A 20,567-nucleotide genomic window follows, 5' to 3' on the forward strand; every position below is an offset into this window, starting at 1 on the left:
AACATGAGGCCAGCACCCAGCCCGCACAGCGTCACATTTTTCCGCGAAGCCGCACCCTACATTCACAACCATCGGGGCAAAACCTTCGTGATCGCCTTTGCCGGTGAAGTGATTGCCACACCACGCTTTCGGCAAATTGTGCAAGACCTCGCCATTATTTCCAGCCTCGGCGCACGGCTGGTACTGGTACATGGCACTCGCCCGCAAATTGACGAACGCTTACACCGTACCAACACCCCGATTCGCTTGCACAAAGGCATTCGTATTACCGACAGCGTATCGTTGCTCGCCGCTCAGGAAGCCATCGGTTTTTTGCGCATTCGCATCGAAAATCTGCTGACTCACGCGCTCAATCAGCCGTCGCTGAACAATGAAGGGCTGGGGATTATTTCCGGCAATTACCTTACTGCGCGTCCGCTCGGTATTTGCGATGGCATCGACTACGGTTACAGCGGGCAAGTCCGCAAAATCAATCACGCGCTGATTAAGCAACAACTCGACTCCGGTAATATCGTGCTGCTCTCGCCGATGGGTTATTCACCGACGGGCGAAGCCTACAACCTGCGTTACGAACAAGTCGCAGTTGCCGCCACCAAAGCCATTAAAGCTGACAAGCTAATTTTCCTCAGCCATCAGCCCTTGAATTTGCCGCACGAACTCACCCTTGAGGAAGCCAAAGCCAGCTTGCCCTACAACCCGCTGCTACCCGCCGTGATTGAAGCATCGGAAAACCAAGTGGAACGCATCCACCTGCTTGACGCCGAGATTGATGGCGCATTACTGCTGGAACTGTATACCCGCGACGGCGTAGGCAGCATGATTGCCGCCGAACAATTTGAACGCCTACGTCCGGCAACGATTGAAGACATCAGCGGCATTATGGAACTGATCCGCCCGTTGGAAGAACGCGGCATTTTGATCAAACGTTCCCGCGAACAACTGGAACTGGAAATCGACAACTTCCACATTATCCTCCGCGACCGTGACGTGATTGCGTGCGTTGCCCTTTATGATACCGCTGATCCACAAGTCGCCGAACTCGCCTGCCTTGCCGTCAGCCAACAAGACCGTGGCGGCAATCGCGGCGATAAACTACTCAAACACGTCGCGCAACTTGCTAAAACACAAGGAAAAACCCGTTTGCTGGTGCTGACTACCCAGACCACGGATTGGTTTCGGGAACGCGGTTTTGAAAAAGGCAGCGTAGACGACCTGCCTGCCAATAAGAAATCGCTGTACAACTACCAACGTAATTCGCAAATATTGTTCAAAACTATCAGCTAGTAAGCAAACTGTTAACGCTCATCCCCCCAATACTATACCCACACCTACTGCTGGCATAAGTTGTTGTTAACTTGATGTCTTAGAAACACGAGGGACAGCTATGCTAGACCAACCGATGATACCTAACCTTGCCATGCAAGCACGGATTCCCCGCGTTATTCACCAAACGTATTACACCAAAACCGCGTTGCCGCCACCGCTACAAAAAAATACCTGCCAGATTCAGCAACTCAACCCTGATTGGGAATACCGCCTTTACGACGATGCGGATATTGAAACCTTTATTCTGCAACACTACGGGCAAGACTTGTTCAACATCTACCAACGCATCGACACCGCTTACGGCGCGGCGCGGGCGGATTTGTTTCGGTATTTGTTGATTTATGCCGTGGGTGGGGTCTATCTCGACATGAAAAGCACCATCACCCGCCCGCTCGATGCGGTATTGTTACCCGATGACCGTTACATCCTTTCCAAATGGGATGACGACAACTACTACGGCTGGGGGCTACACCCAGAACTTGCGGGAATTGAGCGCGGTGAGTTTCAACAATGGCATGTGATAGGCGTCGCCGGACACCCTTTCCTGCAAGCGGTCATCCGCCAAGTGCTCCACAATATTTTACACTACGACCCCCATACCGTTGGCGTCGGGTTCAAAGGCGTGATTCGCACCACGGGGCCGATACCCTATACCTTGAGCATTGAAGCGCTCCGACCATTTCATCCCTACCGTCAAGTCGAAATCGAACGAGATTTGGGCATTATCTACAGCATATACGACTCTCAGAGCACTGACCGCAACCAGAATCATCGCCACATTTCCAAAAAACACTACACCGAATTAGACATCCGGGTCATTGCTCCACCTGCAAATGCTTACCCGCCGCCCACACCAACCACAGAACGGGAATCCCGATCAGGGTGGTAAACGTGAAAAAGCCTGGGTAGCCAATATTATCCACAATCGTGCCGGAATACCCGCCAATGGTTTTCGGCAACAAGGTCATTAACGAGCTAAAAATCGCGTACTGCACCGCCGTAAACGACACGCTGGTTAGTGAAGACAAAAACGCCACGAACGCCGCACTCGCAAACCCGGCGGCCAAATTATCTGCTGTCACAGCGGTATACATTACCATCACGTCATGCCCCACATACGCCAGCCACACGAACACCAAATTCGTAAACGCCGTCAAAATCGCCCCCAACATCAAGGTACGCATCACCCCGTAGCGCGTGGCAAACAATCCGCCCAAAAAGCCACCCGCAATACTCACCACCACCCCGAAAGTTTTCACCGCCGTTGCAATTTCTGGCTTACTAAACCCCAAATCTTGATAAAACACATTGGAAATCACGCCGGGAACAATATCGGTAATCCGATACAAGCCAATCAATGCCAGCAATAACAACGCAGTACGCACCCCGTAGCGGCGGAAAAAATCCGCAATCGGTGCAATCCACGTATCCCGTGCCATCACCTTATTGGCTGCACCCAGCCGCACCAACACCCACCCAACCAACAATCCCAGCGCCAGCCCGCTCAATAAATGCAACGCTTCCAAACCAAAACCGACAAACGCATCATCAAACCGTTCCTGCCACACGCCAAACATGCCCTTGGTATACGCAAATACCAACACAAATCCCGCCACACCTGCCGCAAATACCAACACCAAGCGCAGATAATCCAGCGCCGCATAATGGTAACGCTCTGCCTGCTTTTGCTCCGGTTCGGGAATCACCAACGTTGTCACTACGCCGACCAACATCGTCGCCGCCATTGCCCAATACGTCCACTGCCAAGCCGTGTACACATAATGCTCTTTTTCCGACCCCAGCCAAGACGCCAAAAACAACGCGCCCGCGCCCGCCACAATCATCCCCAGCCGATAACCCGCGATATAAGTCGAAGACATCATCGCCTGCAAGCGTGTTTCTGCCGCCTCAATCCGGTACGCATCAATCACCACATCCTGCGTTGCCGATGAAAAACCCAGCAACACCGCCGCCCACGCCATTAACACCAAATGATCTTGCCCCAAAGACGGGTCGATATTGCCCATCAACACAATCGCCAAAATAATCAACGCCTGCGCGACCAATAACCACGCCCGGCGTTTCCCCAACCATGCGGTTAAAAAAGGCAATGGCAATTTGTCGATTAACGGTGCCCACACAAATTTGAACGAATACCCCAACGCCGCCCAACTGAAGAATGTCACCGCTTTGCGCTCCACCCCCGCTTCGCCCAACCATAACGACAAGGAAGAAAAGATCAGCAAGATCGGAATCCCTGCCGAAAACCCTAGAAACAACATCGTGATAACGCGCGGATGCAGAAACGCCTGCAACGCTTCAGCCCAGCTCAATGGCTTGGCAGGAGAGGATTCAATCATGAGGCAGCGACCTTCTAATGTGATGGATTAATGCTTAAGACCGCATCATCAGCGAATCATTCCCCATTGTAAATGCTCAAACAACACCTGCATTTACACCGCTCGTAAGCGAGTTTGCAACTTTCATCCCTCCTGCCATCACGAACCAAAAAAGCTTGGCACATACTCCAGAACATCGCGCAACGCACCACAACCCCAAAGCAGAGCGCAACAAAATTTATTCTGCGTGAAACAGAAACAGGACGTCTGATATGGATTTTCTGGCACGTCTGTTGACCCTGAACCACTCAGGCTGTTGCACACGGAATAATAAAAAGCGGCTGAAATGACTTCAGCCACGATTAGTAAAGGCAAAGGAGCATAAAATGTCCAATCTCAATCCTCTCAACAGCACCAACAATCACTCTGTGATTAGCGGCAGCTATGGCAGCAATAATACCAATTCAACCTCTGGTTCAGGCTCATCCAGCACATCCATGACGGGTGGCACAAGTGGAATGCCGGGGCTAAGTGGTGATTCCACCCAATTACTAATGAACCTGCTGCAAATGATCATGCAGCTACTGCAACAAATGCAAAGTGGCAACAGCGGCGGCAACCAAGGCCAAGACTGCGACGGTTCCAACGGCACTGGCGGTACCCATGGTAACGGCGGTTCCAACGGCACTGGCGGTACCCATGGTAACGGCGGCTCCAACGGCACTGGCGGTACCCATGGTAACGGCGGCTCCAACGGCACTGGCGGTACCCATGGTAACGGCGGCTCCAACGGCACTGGCGGTACCCATGGTAACGGCGGTTCCAACGGCACTGGCGGTACCCATGGTAACGGCAGTCCCAACGGCGGCGTAAATGGCGAACATAATAATGGTCGCGGTCATGGGCGTGGGCGTGGTCATTACGGCCCTCGTGGTCCACAAGGGGCGACTGGTGCTACTGGTGCTACTGGTGCTACTGGTGCTACTGGTGCAACTGGTGCTACTGGTGCTACTGGTGCTACTGGTGCTACTGGTGCAGCAGGTACCAATGGTGCAACCGGTGCTACTGGTGCTACTGGTGCTACTGGTGCTACTGGTGCTACTGGTGCTACTGGTGCTACTGGTGCTACTGGTGCTACTGGTGCTACTGGTGCTACTGGTGCTACTGGTGCTACTGGTGCTACTGGTGCTACTGGTGCTACTGGTGCTACTGGTGCTACTGGTGCTACTGGTGCTACTGGTGCTACTGGTGCTACTGGTGCAGCAGGTATCAATGGTGCTAACGGCGCTACTGGTGCGACCGGTGCTACTGGTGCAGCAGGTACCAATGGTGCTAACGGCGCTACTGGTGCGACCGGTGCTACTGGTGCTACTGGTGCAGCAGGTACCAATGGTGCTAACGGCGCTACTGGTGCGACCGGTGCTACTGGTGCTACTGGTGCTACTGGTGCTGCAGGTACCAATGGTGCTAACGGCGCTACTGGTGCAACCGGTGCTACTGGTGCTGCAGGTACCAATGGTGCTAACGGCGCTACTGGTGCAACCGGTGCTACTGGTGCAGCAGGTACCAATGGTGCTAACGGCGCTACTGGTGCGACCGGTGCTACTGGTGCAGCAGGTACCAATGGTGCTAACGGCGCTACTGGTGCGACCGGTGCTACTGGTGCAGCAGGTACCAATGGTGCTAACGGCGCTACTGGTGCGACCGGTGCTACTGGTGCAACCGGTGCTACTGGTGCAACCGGTGCTACTGGTGCAGCAGGTACTAATGGTGCTAACGGCGCTACTGGTGCGACCGGTGCTACTGGTGCTAACGGCGCTACTGGTGCGACCGGTGCTACTGGTGCAGCAGGTACTAATGGTGCTAACGGCGCTACTGGTGCTACTGGTGCTACTGGTGCAGCAGGTACTAATGGTGCTAACGGCGCTACTGGTGCAACCGGTGCTACTGGTGCAGCAGGTACCAATGGTGCTAACGGCGCTACTGGTGCTACTGGTGCTACTGGCGCAGCAGGTACCAATGGTGCTAACGGCGCTACTGGTGCTACTGGTGCTACTGGTGCTACTGGTGCTACTGGTGCTACTGGTGCTACTGGTGCTACTGGCGCAGCAGGTACCAATGGTGCTAACGGCGCTACTGGTGCTACTGGCGCAGCAGGTACCAATGGTGCTAACGGCGCTACTGGTGCTACTGGCGCAGCAGGTGCTACCGGTGCTACTGGTTCTAGCGGCTCAAACGGTCAAGGCTTCTTCGATTGGTTTAAAGACACTATTGGTGACTTTGATGGAAGCGGTAACACTGACCAGAATGACGTCCGCGCATGGCTGAAGGGTGACACTGGTGCAACCGGTGCTACTGGTGCTCAAGGTGCGACCGGTGCTACTGGTGCTCAAGGTGCGACCGGCGCTACTGGTGCAGCAGGCACTAACGGTACCAATGGTACTAACGGCGCTACTGGTGCAACCGGCGCTACTGGTGCAACCGGCGCTACTGGTGCAACCGGCGCTACTGGTGCAACCGGCGCTACTGGTGCAGCAGGCACTAACGGTACCAATGGTACTAACGGCGCTACTGGTGCAACCGGCGCTACTGGTGCAACCGGCGCTAACGGTACCAATGGTACTAACGGCGCTACTGGTGCAACTGGTGCAACTGGTGCAACTGGTGCAACTGGTGCAACTGGTGCAACTGGTGCAACTGGTGCAACTGGTGCAACTGGTGCAACTGGTGCAACTGGTGCAACTGGTGCAACTGGTGCAACTGGTGCAACTGGTGCAACTGGTGCAACTGGTGCAACTGGTGCAACTGGTGCAACTGGTGCAACTGGTGCAACTGGTGCAACTGGTGCAACTGGTGCAACTGGTGCAACTGGTGCAACTGGTGCAACTGGTGCAACTGGTGGTACGTCAATGCCTCCAATGATCACACCGGGTACGCACATGGGTAAAACCACTGATGGTTGCAATGCCGATGTTAAGTTCATTTGGAACGGTGGCAGCACTGCAACATTGTGGACTTCCAAAGGTGACATCAATCTGACAGGTGTACAGAAGCAAGCTGACGGCACACTGACAGCCACTGGCGGTTCTGGTTCTTACAACGGCTGGTATGGCAGTTTGGTAGACAATGACGGTAACGGTAAAGTCTTTACTTTAAGCACTCAAGGTGCTGACGGTAAATTCAGCTTCGAAGCCGATCTGAAGAAAGGCATGGATTTGACTGGTAAAGTATCCTAAGCCTGACGTTATTCCATAAGTAACGGGTGGCGGTTCTCTTAAGAGTCCGCCATTTCTCGCCAGAGATGAAAAGCCCGCCTTTTGGTGGGCTTTTCTCTAATGCAAACCTTAACAAGGAGCTATAAAAAATGAACAAACAAAAGCCCAGCATTTGCTTAAACATGATCGTCAAAAATGAAAGCAAGGTTATTACCCGCTGCCTCAACAGCGTTAAAGACAAAATCGACTACTGGGTAATCAGTGACACTGGCTCAACGGATGGAACCCAACAAATCATCCGTGACTACTTTGCACAACACAATATTGACGGCATTCTCATAGAAAATGAATGGCGTGATTTTGCTCACAATCGCAATATTGCACTCGAACACGCCAGAGATAAGGCCGATTACATCCTCATCATGGATGCTGACGACTGCCTGATGGCGGCCGATGACTTCCAATTCGGCAACCTCACCGCTGACAGCTACAATCTAAACATTCGCTATAACGAACTTCAGTACGCCAACCTCAAACTGATTAGCACCAGACTTCCATGGAAATGGCAAGGTGTCCTGCACGAATACCTCGAAACAAACACCCCCTTCACCAACGAAATCTTGCAAGGTGATTATTTCATCCGAGCATCTACCGAAGGTGCAAGAAGCAACGACCCCAACAAATACCAAAATGATGCAAACGTTTTAATCAAAGCATTACAGAATGAACCCAACAATACCCGCTACCGCTTCTATCTGGCTCAAAGCTACCGTGATGCTGGCAATGCTGAAGCTGCCATCGAACATTACCAGCAACGTGCTGCAATGGGCGGCTGGGCAGAAGAAGCGTGGTACTCCCTATTCGAGATCGCCCGCCTCAAAGAACAATGCGACCACCCATCAGAAGAAATTATAAACGCCTATCTAAAAGCCTATGAATACCGTCCCCAGCGTGCAGAAAGCTTATACCATCTGGCACGTTATCTACGCATACACAACCGCTTTGCACTCGCCTATCCATACGCATTAGTGGCTGCTAATACCTCGATTCCCAAGGATATCCTATTCGTGCTCCCTGAAGTTTACCGCTGGAAAGCCAAAGACGAACTAGCTGTTATTGCTTACTGGATAGAGCATTACCAAGAGTGCATGGACTTGTGTGATAATCTATTGTCAGACCCTGAATTACCGGCTGAAGAGCGTTCACGGATACAGCAAAATCTCCAATTTGCGGCAGACAAGCTGGTCACGCCCGTCAGCCCCTCCTAACCTGTACGGACATGGAAAACCTGACCCATGGAAGAAGCACTTTCCCTGCGTGACCGCCTCAACCTAGAAACCGCCCGCATCGGCTGGCACGAATTAGAACGCTATTTTGCTGGCGGCAAAGTCATTCACGTGGATGCGACCCTTGATCTCGTTGAAGTAGCCACCACCATCGCAGAAGACAATACCCACAGACTGCAACAATGGCTTCACGCCAAGCAAGTCGCACAGCTTCGCGATGAGACAGCCATCGGCTGGGCAAATCACCACCCCGACAATCTATGGGCAGTCGTGGTAGCTCCTTGGGTTTTAGTGCAAGAGCGCTTAAGCCCCTAAACAGAAAAAGCCAGCATCTCTACTGGCTTTTTGTCATTCATTTCAAATCAATATGCTTACTTTGCAGCAGCGGGTTTAACCGTCGTCAAACCAAGAATCGCCCAATCCTGCATCCCGCCGCGATACCATTTGAGTTTATCCGCTGGGTAGCCAAACTTCAGTAAGGTTTTGATATTGGTTGGTGACTGACCACACCACATACCATTACAGAACATTACCAACGTCTTAGCCCCAGAATAGTCAAACACCTTACTAACAGCATCACCACCAGCGGCAACCGCTTCGTCCACTGCCAGCGCATCACTACCTTCAGCCAATTTCGCACCGAACTGCTCAGTCAGGATTTTGATGATGTCATCAGTACTAGCGCCCTTATCGGGTGCTAAATTTTCCCACGGCAAATTCACTGCACCTGGAATAGTACCCTTTTCAACCCAGTCAGCAGTACGGGAATCAACCACTAAAACACTAGCATCGCCACCGCTCATTTTTTCGAGATAATCCAACATACCCATTTCAGCAATGGTTTCAACGCCTTCCGCAATAGTATCCGGCTGGATACAGAATGGTGGGCAAGGGCGCGAAGTTTTGGCAAAATCATCAACCACTACGGCTTTATTATCTTGATTACGCTTGATTTCTACCGACTCACCGCCGTGTTTAACCGTAACGCTCATTTTGTCTGCGGTAATGCCTACAGGCTTAGCATCTTCAGCTATAGCCGCACTGGAAACACTCATACCCGCAAGTAAAGCAGCAATACCAAACAATTGAATTAACTTCATTTATATCCTCCAGTTATTAAATCTTACACCGAAATGACTGAACTCCCTCACTCTCTCCTTGCGGGAATACAGCAAACACTATCGACAGATTTTTAGTTACAATCAGGCTCATCATCTTTTGCTTTCTTCTCGCCCTCAGCAGCAGGTGCATTAGCATCAGGCTTTTTCTCACCGTCAGCCGCCGCTGGCACAGTTTCAGCAGGTTTAACGTCGGCAGCAGTCATCACCACTTCTTCAGTAACGACTGGTTTTGCTTCTGTTGTAGCCATTGGCTTAGCAGCATTTTCCTCGGCGTAAGCGGTTAGGTGCAAACTAAATAATGTGGTAACTGCTATTAAGAAAGGTAGTTTTTTCATCATTTTTCATCCTAAGCACATTAAATTGTGCTGTTTTTACAACACAACGTATATTTACCAGAAACAATTACCATACACAAGAAATCAGTTTATTATCAATAATTTATTATATGGTAATAAACTGATTAAACTAAATAACAACCTGTTGTTATTTAAATTCAGATAGTTATTCCACTTTACTTGTTTCATTAACAGGAAAGCGCTCCTTAACTTTACGAGCGGGATTGCCTGATACAAAACTATTGGCTTTGATCGGACTCATAACGATGGAATAAGGTGCAACAAAGCATTCATTTTCGATAGTCACTGCTGGCAAAATAACGGCACCCAAGCCAATACCAACATTATTACCAATCACGATAGGTGCTGATAATTGCGCCAATTCACCCCCCCAGCTATAACACACGCGCCGATCTGGATTAGCAGAATCCGTTGGTAAATTAGTCAAAGAGTAAATTTTTGCTCCTGAACCAGTTCCGCAATCATTCCCTATCTGCACACCACCATGCGCTTGAATCAGCGAGAATGGTGTAATGTGAACATTATTACCAACATGCAACTCACCAACTTCATGCTGATAATTTGGATTATCCAGTACTTTTGCGCCTTGTTCTAAAGGGACTTTACCTGCCATCAGGATGCAATAACGGTCGATCCAGACGTTATCCCCCAGATGAATGTCGCGAGAACCCTGAATAATAACACCCTCATCAATGACCAAATTTTTACCACAACTGCCTAAACGGCGGCTGTAATACCAGTAACGCACGGTGCGGCCTGCTGAGCCACCTAATGGTCGAATGATGCTTCTCAGTAAATTATCAAAAAAAAGCGCTATGGACTTCAACATGAGTAATCCTTTTCTAGTAGCTAGAGGAGAAAGGAGAAAATGACAAATAGCAGCCGTATAATATTAGGACATTACCTGCCCACCATTCACGCGAATCGTTTCCCCTGTCAGGTAATCGGATTGGTGAGAAGCGAGGAAGGCTACCACACCAGCCACATCATCAGGCTTGGCGATACGCCGCAATGGTACCCGTGCCGCCGCCATTAAACGAATGCGCTCTGGCACTTCCGCTAACTGAGCCGTATCAGTCATACCAGGGGCAACCATATTCACTCGAATCCCCTTAGGAGAAAGTTCAATAGCCAGCGCATGACTAAAGCCATCCAATGCTGCTTTAGCGGTGATGAACGGCAACAAATTTCCCATCGGTGCCTCAATCAATTGCGCACTAATGTGGATAATTTTACCGTAACTCGCCGCCTCCATCTGTGGCGTGACATGGCGCACCAAATGGAAAGCACCTTGCAAGGCGGTCTGTAAATGCGCTTCAAAATCTTTCCACTGCACATCGTCCCAGCGGATAGCTGCCATCGGTGCCGTCGTGCAATTAACCAACACCGTAATATTGCCCAAATGGCGCTGTACATAGTGCGCCATATTGGCTACCGCTGTTTCGTTACGAATGTCTGCGGCTATCATGACAGCTTTCTGACCAGAAGCCTCAACATCACGCACGACCACTTCGGCATTCGCCACTTGGGTGAAATAGTGAACAGCGACATCAAAGCCAGTCGCCGCAAGGTGACGACAAACAGCACTACCAATGCCTCCCGATCCTCCGACCACCAATGCCACTGGGCGCGGCGGCTCTGATTCCACACCCGCCTCGTCCTCGAATTCCACCACTTTGACTTTAGCGACACCGGTAGTCACTTTTTGTCGATGCTGGTTGAAAATATCCGTTTGCAACTCAATGACCTGCATCCGGTCAATCTTGCGCAATACTTCTGCCCGCACCGTTAGGGTATCACCGACCCTAACCGGCAATAGAAACTCAAGATTTTGTGCAAACCATAAGGCACCATCGCCGGGTAAGCGTGTACCGATAATCGTTGAGATAAACGATACCCCTAACATACCGTGGGCAACCGGCTTTTTGAAACTGGTACGGGCAGCGTAAGTCGGGTCAACGTGTAAACGATTGTCATCGCCACTGAGTTCCACAAAGCGTTCCAGATCTTTCTCTGTCACGACATGTTCTAACTCAGCTACTTGCCCCACGAGGATTTCATCAAAACGTGCCATGCCCGCCCCTTATACTGCTAAATGAGATCACCATATTAATAATAGCTAAACAAACCGTCATCGGCAGGTGCGGAGGTTTCTTCCTCACACTTATGCAGCGTTAGCGCCACAATATCAGCCGCCGTGTCTAACTGTGCAAATTCTTCTTCTGTGTAACGAATACCGAATTCTTCTTCCAGCAGCAATAGAATCTCAACCTGCTTGAGTGAATCCCAGTCCTTACGCCCACTCATGCTTAACCATACGCCTTCATCATCGGCAACCGGCTTACCCAAAATCGCGACGAGCGCTTGTTTCAGGGTATCCTTAATTTTTTGTGAATCCATGTCTTGTTATTCCTCAATTAATTGAACGCTTTGTACAGGCGTAAACTGTTCAAGGGCGTGTCTAGGAATACCATTCAGCCCTTCTTGAACGGTATCAGGAGCTACCTGCAAATGCCCTGCCAGCCATGTCACCGCAGGCTGGTTACGCGGGCCATGCTGCACACGGAAACAGACTTGCTCACAGCTCTGAAACTGCGGCAAATTGCGGATCGTCCACAGCACAATGGTGTCTTCTAATTGTCGGCCTAACGCACGACAACTGATGCAGAGCTCCTCAATAATCAGCAGATCGCCATGACGCTCTGCAACAACAACTGCAATGATACCACTATCTGACAAGCGGTCTTTCAATTGTACGCAAGCCACACAAGAATTTTCATTTTGGTGACGCTCAGTCAGTTCCGACAAGCTAAAACGCCGCATCGCCAAATTGAACTGATTAGTTTTCTTACATAAATCAGCCAAACGCGACAAATGTTCTTGCGGTGAATGGTTGAAGACCAAGGTCACTTGCAAATTACGCAGGTATTCTTCGTGATCCGTCACTTCCGTCATCAATGACTCACGTAACGCATTCGCTTTCATATCCTGATTACGCTTCACATCATCAGCCGTTACTTTCCAACGCCAAAGAGCGGGATAGAATTCGACCGCACGGCGCGTTAACTCTGCATTTTCGTGAGCGTGAATGGCATGAACCTGGGGCAGTTGACTGGTGACCGCCGCCAATTCCCCAATATTGTCATCCACGAACAGTACTGCATCCGGCGCAATCCGTAAGGCTTGAGCCACGCGTGCAATGGCACTGGCTTTATCGCCCCACGATATTTCTGTTGCCGCAAAATCATCCCATTTCAAGGGAAAATCCTCACGTTGTGCAAACAAGTCTTCCACATCCACACGCTCATTGCGTGACACCAATGCGAGGAAGATACCTTTTTGCTGCAACGCTTTAACGGATTCCTGCAACGCTTTGTGTTGCGGGGTCAACTCCACCCCTTGGATCCCATCTTCGCCCAAAATACCTTTATGCAAAGTATTATCCAAATCCAAAGCCAAGGCTTTGATGGGGGGCGACAATGCCGCAGGAAGCCAATGGCAAGCCAATTTACGCGCTAATAGGGGTTGAGCAGCATTGCTGACAGGGGAACCCGTTGCCACCGCAATACGCATATCCAGCAAGTCCACTCCTGCTGCTGCGCACACACTACCAATATCAGCAAAGTAAATATCTGGCAAGGTATCTACCAGTGCCTGCATTTGTTGGTGCTGTTCATCACTTTGCAGCCAAGTTGCCACAATGATCGGTGCAGTAGTCGCAGCGCGTAACACCCCCAATCGGGTCAACAGCCACTCACGCCACGAAGTAAAATCGGTGTTAGCTAAATAACGGCTACTATCCAGCCACAACAACTCAATATCCGCCTGCTCACGCCCTGCGAACATCAAAGAATCATCGTAATCCCCAAAATTAAACGTCACTTGCCAGCGCCCAAACGCAAAATAAGGTTGCGCCAAACTCGCAATAGACTCTAAGGCATGATTACGCCAAACGTTAACCCTCACCGCACGCTGCTGGTCTTCCCCAAAGTTCAGTTGCTGTAAAGATAACCGGGTAGGTCGCGCAGTAAATAGGGTTGGTTGCCCTTCCATGCGCTTGATAGTTGAAGACATCTCAGGAAACATTACATCCCGCTCCAGACAAATTTCATAAAGCATTGACACTTTTTAGCATGTAGACCCCGTTACCTTACCTGATTGTCAGGATGTAGCAACAGGATGACCCGATCAACTGTCATAAGGAGCTTTATTGACAAATGATTTATTTATTATAATTACCGGTATGCGCTTCAGCAACCGGCAGAGGTATATATAGAAGCCTATACTTATATTTGCAACCAAAATGTCACCGGCCCATCATTCGTTAATGAAACCTGCATGTCCGCAGCAAATACGCCCGTTTGTACATGGTCAGCTAATTGTTGCCGTGCTTTATCCGCAAAATAAGCGAATAATACCGCTCCCTGATCGGGCGGAGCTGCAGGTGTAAAACTGGGTCGCATTCCCTTGCGGGTATCGGCGGGGAGTGTAAATTGCGGCACAATCAGCAATTCTCCACCGATCTCACGCAATGACAGATTCATTTTTCCCAGCGCATCGGGAAAAATGCGATAACCTAACACCCGCTCCAATAAACGTTCTGCTTGAGTGGGTGTATCGGCTTTTTCCACACCCAGCAACAACATAATACCGCGCCCAATCTGCCCAACCGTCACACCATCAACAGCCACTTGTGCACCAGAAACCCGCTGAATTAACCCAATCATGCCAAGTAATCCACCAACGCATCGGTTGCTTGCACCAACGCCTGCTGAATAAGGGCTTCACTTGCCGCATGACCACTTTCAGGGATGACATGAAAATCAGCATTCAACCATGCCCGGTGCAAGGCAAGGGCTTGTTCTAACGGGCAAATCATATCATAACGACCGTGAATAATACTGCCCGGCAAATGCGCAATACGGTGCGCGTTATTCAAAAGCTGATTAGGTTCAAGAAAGCCATTATTGATGAAATAATGCGCTTCAATACGTGCCACACTCATCGCCGTGTAAGGATCGGTAAAATGCGATAAAACCGTTTCTTTCTGCTGCAAATTCGCGCAACGCGCCTCCCACGTTGACCATGCTTTCGCCGCCTGCATCCGGGCAATCTCGTTTCCTCCGGTGAGACGCCGGTAATACGCCGCCACCATATCACTGCGCTCAGCTTCCGGGATCGGAGCCAGATAGTCTTGCCAATAATCGGGATAAATGCGCTCAATGCCCTGCCCCAACTGGTAAAACCAGTCAATATCCTGCTTACGGCACAGAAAAATACCGCGCAAAATCATCCCCTGCACGCTAGCAGGGTAAGACTCTGCATAAGCTAAAGCTAAGGTCGATCCCCACGACCCCCCAAACAAAACCCATTGGTCAATCCCCAACTGTTCGCGAATCAATTCCATGTCCGCCACCAGATCCCACGTCGTATTGCGCTCCAGCGACGCATGGGGCTTAGAACGCCCACAACCACGCTGATCAAACAAAATAATGCGATAACGATTAGGATCAAAAAACTGCCGATGCCAGGATTCACAACCAGAACCAGGGCCACCGTGTAAGAACACCACCGGTAAGCCATCCGCTACACCGCATTCTTCCACATAGATTTCATGCACATCATCCACTTTCAAGTAAAAATGATGGTTCTCACGGATGGGGGGATACAGTGCACTCACGCATTATTCTCCTTCGTTTACCAATAACTGGCGGCATTCTTCAAAACGGGCACGGTCAGCCTCGTTGGGTTGCGGGTAATCCATTTGCAATGCCTCCAAGGTCTTGACAATGATCTCAGCAACGGTAACACGCATGAAATCCTTATTATCAGCGGGAATAGCATACCACGGCGCATGTTGGCGAGATGTCTCCCGCAATGCCTGTTCATAGGCTTGCATATATGCTGCCCAATATTGGCGTTCTCTTACATCCCCCGGAGAAAACTTCCAGTTTTTATCGGCTTTATCGAGCCTTTTCAGGAAGCGTTTTTTCTGCTCACCCCGTGAAATATTCAACCAAAATTTAAGGATCACCGTGCCATTACGCGCCAGATGTCTTTCATGGTCACGAATAGATTCTAACCGATCTTGCCAAAGGGTATCACGGTTTACCTCGGCTGGCAGGTTTTGCCCCTCTAAATATTCGGGGTGAACTCTGACTACCAGCACTTCCTCGTAATAGCTGCGGTTGAAAATGCCGATTCGCCCACGCTCTGGCAAACATTTGCTGGTACGCCACAAGAAATCATGATCCAACTCTTCCGCCGACGGCTGTTTGAAAGAAAACACCTGACAACCTGCCGGATTCACCCCACGCGTCACCGCACGAATCGTCCCATCCTTACCCGCTGCGTCCATCGCCTGAAAAATCAATAACAATGAATGTTTATCATGAGCATAAAATCGTTGTTGTAGCTCATCCATACGCTCCACCAACTTTTGCAGGCGTTCTTCTAAAATCTTATCATCCGGCACATCCTTAGGCGGGCGAGTTGGTGCTGTGGATAAGTCAAATCGACCATCAAACGACACCTGATAATCCATGGGAAATTGGAACATATGGATTTTCTCCTACTGCATTATTAGGAATAGTATAGCCAATAACTGACTCTCGACTGGATTAGCAACATGACCGACATCAAACTCCACTGGGCTAGACTGGAAAACCTATCCGCCCCCCAGTTCCACGCCATTACCCTCGCCCGCCAAACCGTATTCATCGCCGAGCAACACATCTGCTGCCCCGATTCTGATGAACATGACCCCCACTGCTGGCATCTGACCGCCTTGCATGACGGCAAAGTCGCCGCCTACCTGCGCGTCGTCGACCCCGGCGAAAAATACCCCGAACCCTCCATCGGCAGGGTACTCACCACCCAAGCCTATCGCCGCACCGGTCTTGGCAAGCGCATCATGCAAGTCGCCATCGCCAACATCGCTGAACGCTATCCCGGTCAAGCCATCCGCATCAGCGCCCAAGCCTACCTCCAGCCGTTTTACGCCAACCTCGGCTTCACCACCGTTAGTGAGGAATACCTCGAAGAAGGCGTCCCCCACCTCGAAATGCTACGTTTTTCCGACACATAACACTACAAACTGCCATTGATTTGACGCAACTAATTCCTAGTCCTACCATCAGATATAACAAGTCAAAAATAAAACTGTACCGAAGGAGGATCAAGCATGAAAAGCGTTGTCATCGCCGGGTACGCCCGCACCCCGTTCACTCTTGGTTTCAAGGGCGCATTTGCAAAAGTCCGCCCTGACGACCTTGCCACTGCCGCCGTTACCGGCTTACTGGCAAAAACCGGCGTCGATGGTGCTGAAATCGAAGACCTGATCCTCGGCTGCGCCTTCCCTGAAGGTGAGCAAGGTTTCAACATGGCACGACTGGTGGTGCTGATGGCAGGCTTACCGCAAGCCGTCGGCGGCGTCACCGTCAACCGCTTCTGCGGCTCCTCCATGCAGGCCATCCATCAGGCGGCGGGCGCAATCCAAATGAATGCCGGAAACGCCTTCATCTGCGCTGGGGTGGAATCCATGACCCGCATCCCCATGACAGGTTTCAACCCCTCGCCTAATCCGCACCTGTATGAAAAACTGCCCGCTGCCTACATCAGCATGGGGCAAACTGCCGAAAATGTAGCGAAACAATACGCCATTCCGCGTGCGGAACAGGAAGCCTTCGCTGTTGCCAGCCAGCAAAAAGCCGCAGCAGCCCAACGTGACGGCAAACTGGCGGATGAAATCATCATGGTCGGTGCCGTCAAACAGGATGGCTGCCTGCGCCCCGACACCACCACCGCAATACTGGCAGGGCTGAAACCTGCTTTCGACGCCAACGGCACGGTTACGGCAGGCACAGCTTCCCCGCTCACTGATGGCGCATCCGCCACCCTGGTATGCAGCGAGGAATTCGCCACCGCGCACGGCTTGCCGATCCTCGCCCGCATCCGCAGTATCGCCATTTCCGGCTGCGCCCCCGAAACCATGGGGCTGGGGCCGATCGTTTCCAGCCAGAAAGCTTTACAACGCGCCCGGCTGAGTGTCGCCGACCTCGACATCATCGAACTCAATGAAGCGTTTGCCTCCCAATCCATCGCCTGCATCCGTGATCTCGGGCTGGATGAAAGCAAGGTTAACCTCGACGGCGGAGCCATTGCCCTCGGCCATCCACTCGGTGCCACTGGCGCACGTATCACCGGCAAAGCCGCATCCCTGCTCAAGCGCGAAGGCAAGCAATTTGCCCTTGCTACCCAGTGCATCGGCGGCGGGCAAGGTATCGCAACCATACTGGAGGCCGTGTGATGGACATCCGTAAAGTTGCCGTAATCGGCGCAGGCGTGATGGGCGCAGGCATTGCCGCCCACATCGCCAACGCCGGAACCCCCGTGATGCTGCTCGACATCGTGCCGGAAGGTGCGACCGACCGCAGCCAAATTGCCAAAACCGCCCTCGACAAGCTACTCAAGGCCGACCCGGCACCGTTCATGCACAAGAAGAACGCCCACCTCGTCACCCCCGGTAATATCGAAGACGATCTGCCGCAACTCGCCGAATGCGACTGGATCATCGAAGCCATCGTCGAACGCCTCGCCATCAAGCAAGACCTGTACCGCAAGCTGGCAACGGTGCGCAAAGCGGACGCGATCATTTCCTCCAACACCTCTTCGATCCCGCTACACGAACTGGTGGCAGGCTTGCCGGAAGACTTCGCCGCGCACTTCATGATCACCCATTTCTTCAACCCGCCGCGCTACATGCGCCTGCTGGAAATCGTCACCAGCCCGCAAACCGATCAGGACGCTGCCCGCAAAATCCGTGAATACGCCGACCTGAAGCTGGGCAAGGGTGTGGTCGATTGCAAGGATACCCCCGGATTCATCGCCAACCGTATCGGTATTTTCTGGATACAGACCGCGATTCAGGAAGCCATCGACATGGGGCTGACGGTGGAAGAAGCCGATGCCGTCGTTGGCAGGCCGATGGGTATTCCCAAAACCGGCGTGTTCGGCCTTTCCGATCTGGTGGGCATCGACCTGATGCCGCACCTGATGCGCAGCATGAACCGCAGCCTGCCAGCGGGTGACGCCTTGCTGGAAAAGGCCACGATTCCGCCACTGATCCAGAAAATGATCGACGAAGGCTATACCGGGCGCAAAGGCAAGGGTGGTTTCTACCGCTTCAATACCGCAGGTGGTGGCAAGGTGAAAGCATCCATCGACCTGCAAACGGGCGAATACAGCCCCACCCAACCCGCCAAACTGGCAAGTGTGAAGGCGGCGAAAGAGGGTGGTTTACAGGCTTTGGTTTCGCACTCCGACAAGGGTGGTCAATATGCCTGGCGGGTGCTGTCGCAAACCTTGCGCTATGCCGCCGCGCTGGTGCCGGAAATTGCCGACGATATTTGCGCCGTCAACACCGCGATGAAGTTGGGGTATAACTGGAAATTTGGGCCGTTTGAGCTGATCGACCAATTGGGGGCGGAGGATTTTGCCAAGCGGTTGGCGGCTGACGCCGTTCCCCCCATCCCCAGCCCTTCCCCCGCAAGGGGGGAAGGGAGCGAAGAGGTTCGTGGAGATAGCGTCTTGTCCCCTCCACCCCTTGCGGGGGGAGGGTTAGGGAGGGGGGGGATTCCCCCTCTGCTGGAAAAAGCACGTGCCCACGGTTTCTACCGGCACGACGCAGGCGAAACCCTCTACCTCCAACCCGACGGCTCGTACATCCCATTACAACGCCCCCCCGGCGTCCTGTTGCTCGCCGACCTCAAACGCCACGCCGAACCGCTGCTGGAAAACGACGCTGCCAGCCTGTGGGACATCGGCGATGGCGTCGCCTGCCTCGAATTCCACAGCAAAATGAATTCCCTCGACCCGCTGATTCTGGAAATGATTGAGGAAAGCGTCGAGTTCATCCCGCAAAACCACCAGGCGCTGGTCATTTACAACGAAGGCAGCAATTTCTCCGCTGGTGCCAACCTCGGCTTGTTGATGTTCGCCGCCAAACTCGGCGGCTGGGATGAAGTCGACAAAATGGTCAGTGGTGGCCAGCAAGCCTACAAAAAGCTCAAATATGCCCCCTTCCCGGTAGTGGGCGCACCCTTTGGATTGGCGCTGGGCGGTGGCTGCGAAATCCTGCTGCACTGCGATGCCCTGCAAGCCCACGCTGAAACCTACGTCGGACTGGTCGAAACCGGCGTCGGCCTGATCCCCGGCTGGGGCGGCTGCAAGGAAATGCTGCATCGCTGGAGCAATAACCCCAGAATGCCGCGTGGCCCATTACCACCCGTGCTGAAATGCTTTGAAATCATCAGCGTCGCCACCGTCGCCAAATCCGCATTTGAAGCCAAAGACTACCTGTTCCTGCGCCCCACCGACGGCATCACCATGAACCGTGACCGCCTGCTGGCTGATGCCAAAGCACGGGCGCTCTCCATGATTGAAGGCTACCAACCGCCCGTTCCGCCCATTTTCCACCTGCCCGGCGCGACCGCGAAAGTGGCAATGGAAATGGCTGTCAACGACTTTCTCGCACAGGGCAAAACCACGCCTTACGACGCCGTAATTGCTGAGGCACTGGCAACCGTCCTCAGCGGCGGCGACACCGACATGACCGAAACCCTGAGCGAAGACGACCTGCTGGCGCTGGAATATGCGCAATTCACCCAACTGGTACGTAAACCGGAAACACTGGCGCGGGTCAGTCACATGCTCGAAACCGGCAAACCGTTGAGAAATTAACAACGCCCATACTCGTCTCAGCAAAAGTTTATGGAGAAGTAGATAATTAGTTACACAACAACAAAATTTGCCGAAGCAAGAATTTGACAATGTGCCCATTCACACAAGACCAAGCCAAGAATAAATAAAGATTATTAGTTAATATATCATTAGTTATGCAAATATAATATCATTATACAGAGGA

At 51.9% G+C, this 20,567-nt stretch carries 22 protein-coding genes; 10 read left to right on the plus strand and 12 right to left on the minus strand.

Annotated features, from left to right (window positions below):
- Window positions 1-3: 3 nt before the first annotated feature.
- Together argA and QJT81_19650 are read left to right on the plus strand one after the other, a co-directional pair.
- Window positions 4-1,284: an amino-acid N-acetyltransferase gene (gene argA, locus QJT81_19645; GenBank protein WGZ93974.1), complete on the plus strand. Its 1,281-nt coding sequence runs from the start codon at window positions 4-6 to the stop codon at window positions 1,282-1,284.
- A gap of 100 nt (window positions 1,285-1,384) precedes the next feature.
- Entirely contained in the window at window positions 1,385-2,215 is an 831-nt protein-coding gene (locus tag QJT81_19650) for a glycosyltransferase (protein WGZ93975.1), read from the plus strand.
- Here QJT81_19650 and QJT81_19655 read toward each other — a convergent pair.
- The 3 genes from QJT81_19655 to QJT81_19665 form a co-directional block, all read right to left on the minus strand.
- Window positions 2,142-3,686: an MFS transporter gene (locus tag QJT81_19655; protein WGZ93976.1), complete on the minus strand. Its 1,545-nt coding sequence runs from the start codon at window positions 3,684-3,686 to the stop codon at window positions 2,142-2,144. The two genes, QJT81_19650 and QJT81_19655, sit on opposite strands and share 74 nt — an antisense overlap.
- 421 nt (window positions 3,687-4,107) lie before the next feature.
- Window positions 4,108-4,242 carry a hypothetical protein gene (locus QJT81_19660; protein ID WGZ93977.1) on the minus strand — a complete coding sequence of 45 codons (135 nt, stop codon included), beginning with the start codon at window positions 4,240-4,242 and terminating at the stop codon, window positions 4,108-4,110.
- A gap of 4 nt (window positions 4,243-4,246) precedes the next feature.
- Window positions 4,247-4,567: a hypothetical protein gene (locus tag QJT81_19665; GenBank protein ID WGZ93978.1), complete on the minus strand. Its 321-nt coding sequence runs from the start codon at window positions 4,565-4,567 to the stop codon at window positions 4,247-4,249.
- On the opposite strand from QJT81_19665, the gene QJT81_19670 reads away from it, so the two are divergent.
- From QJT81_19670 to QJT81_19690, 5 genes are all read left to right on the plus strand, one after another.
- Complete coding sequence (locus tag QJT81_19670) at window positions 4,539-5,993, plus strand: hypothetical protein (GenBank protein ID WGZ93979.1); 1,455 nt, start codon at window positions 4,539-4,541, stop codon at window positions 5,991-5,993. The genes QJT81_19665 and QJT81_19670 overlap by 29 nt on opposite strands.
- Before the next feature lie 3 nt (window positions 5,994-5,996).
- Entirely contained in the window at window positions 5,997-6,587 is a 591-nt protein-coding gene (locus QJT81_19675; protein WGZ93980.1) for a hypothetical protein, read from the plus strand.
- Window positions 6,575-6,901 (plus strand): hypothetical protein, encoded by a 327-nt coding sequence (locus tag QJT81_19680; GenBank protein ID WGZ93981.1) that lies wholly within the window; start codon window positions 6,575-6,577, stop codon window positions 6,899-6,901. Before QJT81_19675 ends, QJT81_19680 begins: the two co-directional genes overlap by 13 nt.
- 128 nt (window positions 6,902-7,029) lie before the next feature.
- Window positions 7,030-8,148 (plus strand): glycosyltransferase, encoded by a 1,119-nt coding sequence (locus tag QJT81_19685; GenBank protein ID WGZ93982.1) that lies wholly within the window; start codon window positions 7,030-7,032, stop codon window positions 8,146-8,148.
- A gap of 27 nt (window positions 8,149-8,175) precedes the next feature.
- Complete coding sequence (locus tag QJT81_19690; protein ID WGZ93983.1) at window positions 8,176-8,481, plus strand: DUF2288 domain-containing protein; 306 nt, start codon at window positions 8,176-8,178, stop codon at window positions 8,479-8,481.
- A 56-nt stretch (window positions 8,482-8,537) separates the two neighbouring features.
- Here the strand turns inward: QJT81_19690 and QJT81_19695 are convergent, their stop codons facing one another.
- The 9 genes from QJT81_19695 to QJT81_19735 all read right to left on the minus strand — a co-directional run bounded on the left by QJT81_19695 (window position 8,538) and on the right by QJT81_19735 (window position 16,202).
- Window positions 8,538-9,266 carry a rhodanese-like domain-containing protein gene (locus tag QJT81_19695; GenBank protein ID WGZ93984.1) on the minus strand — a complete coding sequence of 243 codons (729 nt, stop codon included), beginning with the start codon at window positions 9,264-9,266 and terminating at the stop codon, window positions 8,538-8,540.
- 92 nt (window positions 9,267-9,358) lie between these two features.
- Entirely contained in the window at window positions 9,359-9,625 is a 267-nt protein-coding gene (locus tag QJT81_19700; GenBank protein WGZ93985.1) for a hypothetical protein, read from the minus strand.
- A 163-nt stretch (window positions 9,626-9,788) separates the two neighbouring features.
- Window positions 9,789-10,472 (minus strand): hypothetical protein, encoded by a 684-nt coding sequence (locus QJT81_19705; protein ID WGZ93986.1) that lies wholly within the window; start codon window positions 10,470-10,472, stop codon window positions 9,789-9,791.
- Between the two features lie 63 nt (window positions 10,473-10,535).
- A complete protein-coding gene (locus tag QJT81_19710; GenBank protein WGZ93987.1) occupies window positions 10,536-11,717 on the minus strand; it encodes an SDR family oxidoreductase in 1,182 nt (393 codons plus the stop codon).
- A 35-nt stretch (window positions 11,718-11,752) separates the two neighbouring features.
- Window positions 11,753-12,043, minus strand: coding sequence for a phosphopantetheine-binding protein (locus QJT81_19715; GenBank protein ID WGZ93988.1), 291 nt, complete (start codon window positions 12,041-12,043; stop codon window positions 11,753-11,755).
- 6 nt (window positions 12,044-12,049) lie between these two features.
- Window positions 12,050-13,717 (minus strand): HAD-IIIC family phosphatase, encoded by a 1,668-nt coding sequence (locus tag QJT81_19720; GenBank protein ID WGZ93989.1) that lies wholly within the window; start codon window positions 13,715-13,717, stop codon window positions 12,050-12,052.
- A gap of 212 nt (window positions 13,718-13,929) precedes the next feature.
- Window positions 13,930-14,370 (minus strand): D-aminoacyl-tRNA deacylase, encoded by a 441-nt coding sequence (dtd, locus tag QJT81_19725; GenBank protein ID WGZ93990.1) that lies wholly within the window; start codon window positions 14,368-14,370, stop codon window positions 13,930-13,932.
- Window positions 14,367-15,323: a prolyl aminopeptidase gene (gene pip / locus QJT81_19730; protein WGZ93991.1), complete on the minus strand. Its 957-nt coding sequence runs from the start codon at window positions 15,321-15,323 to the stop codon at window positions 14,367-14,369. The genes dtd and pip overlap by 4 nt, the downstream gene beginning before the upstream one ends.
- Before the next feature lie 3 nt (window positions 15,324-15,326).
- A complete protein-coding gene (locus tag QJT81_19735; GenBank protein WGZ93992.1) occupies window positions 15,327-16,202 on the minus strand; it encodes a polyphosphate kinase 2 family protein in 876 nt (291 codons plus the stop codon).
- A 69-nt stretch (window positions 16,203-16,271) separates the two neighbouring features.
- Here QJT81_19735 and QJT81_19740 point away from each other — a divergent pair, with 69 nt between their 5' ends.
- The 3 genes from QJT81_19740 to QJT81_19750 all read left to right on the plus strand — a co-directional run bounded on the left by QJT81_19740 (window position 16,272) and on the right by QJT81_19750 (window position 20,383).
- The gene (locus QJT81_19740; protein ID WGZ93993.1) at window positions 16,272-16,730 is read left to right on the plus strand and encodes a GNAT family N-acetyltransferase; all 459 of its coding nucleotides are present in this window, start codon (window positions 16,272-16,274) and stop codon (window positions 16,728-16,730) included.
- 96 nt (window positions 16,731-16,826) lie between these two features.
- Window positions 16,827-17,951, plus strand: coding sequence for a thiolase family protein (locus QJT81_19745; protein ID WGZ93994.1), 1,125 nt, complete (start codon window positions 16,827-16,829; stop codon window positions 17,949-17,951).
- Window positions 17,951-20,383: a 3-hydroxyacyl-CoA dehydrogenase NAD-binding domain-containing protein gene (locus QJT81_19750; GenBank protein WGZ93995.1), complete on the plus strand. Its 2,433-nt coding sequence runs from the start codon at window positions 17,951-17,953 to the stop codon at window positions 20,381-20,383. Before QJT81_19745 ends, QJT81_19750 begins: the two co-directional genes overlap by 1 nt.
- The last annotated feature ends 184 nt before the right edge of the window (window positions 20,384-20,567 follow it).

This window comes from Candidatus Thiothrix putei (assembly GCA_029972225.1).
Lineage (GTDB): Bacteria > Pseudomonadota > Gammaproteobacteria > Thiotrichales > Thiotrichaceae > Thiothrix > Thiothrix putei.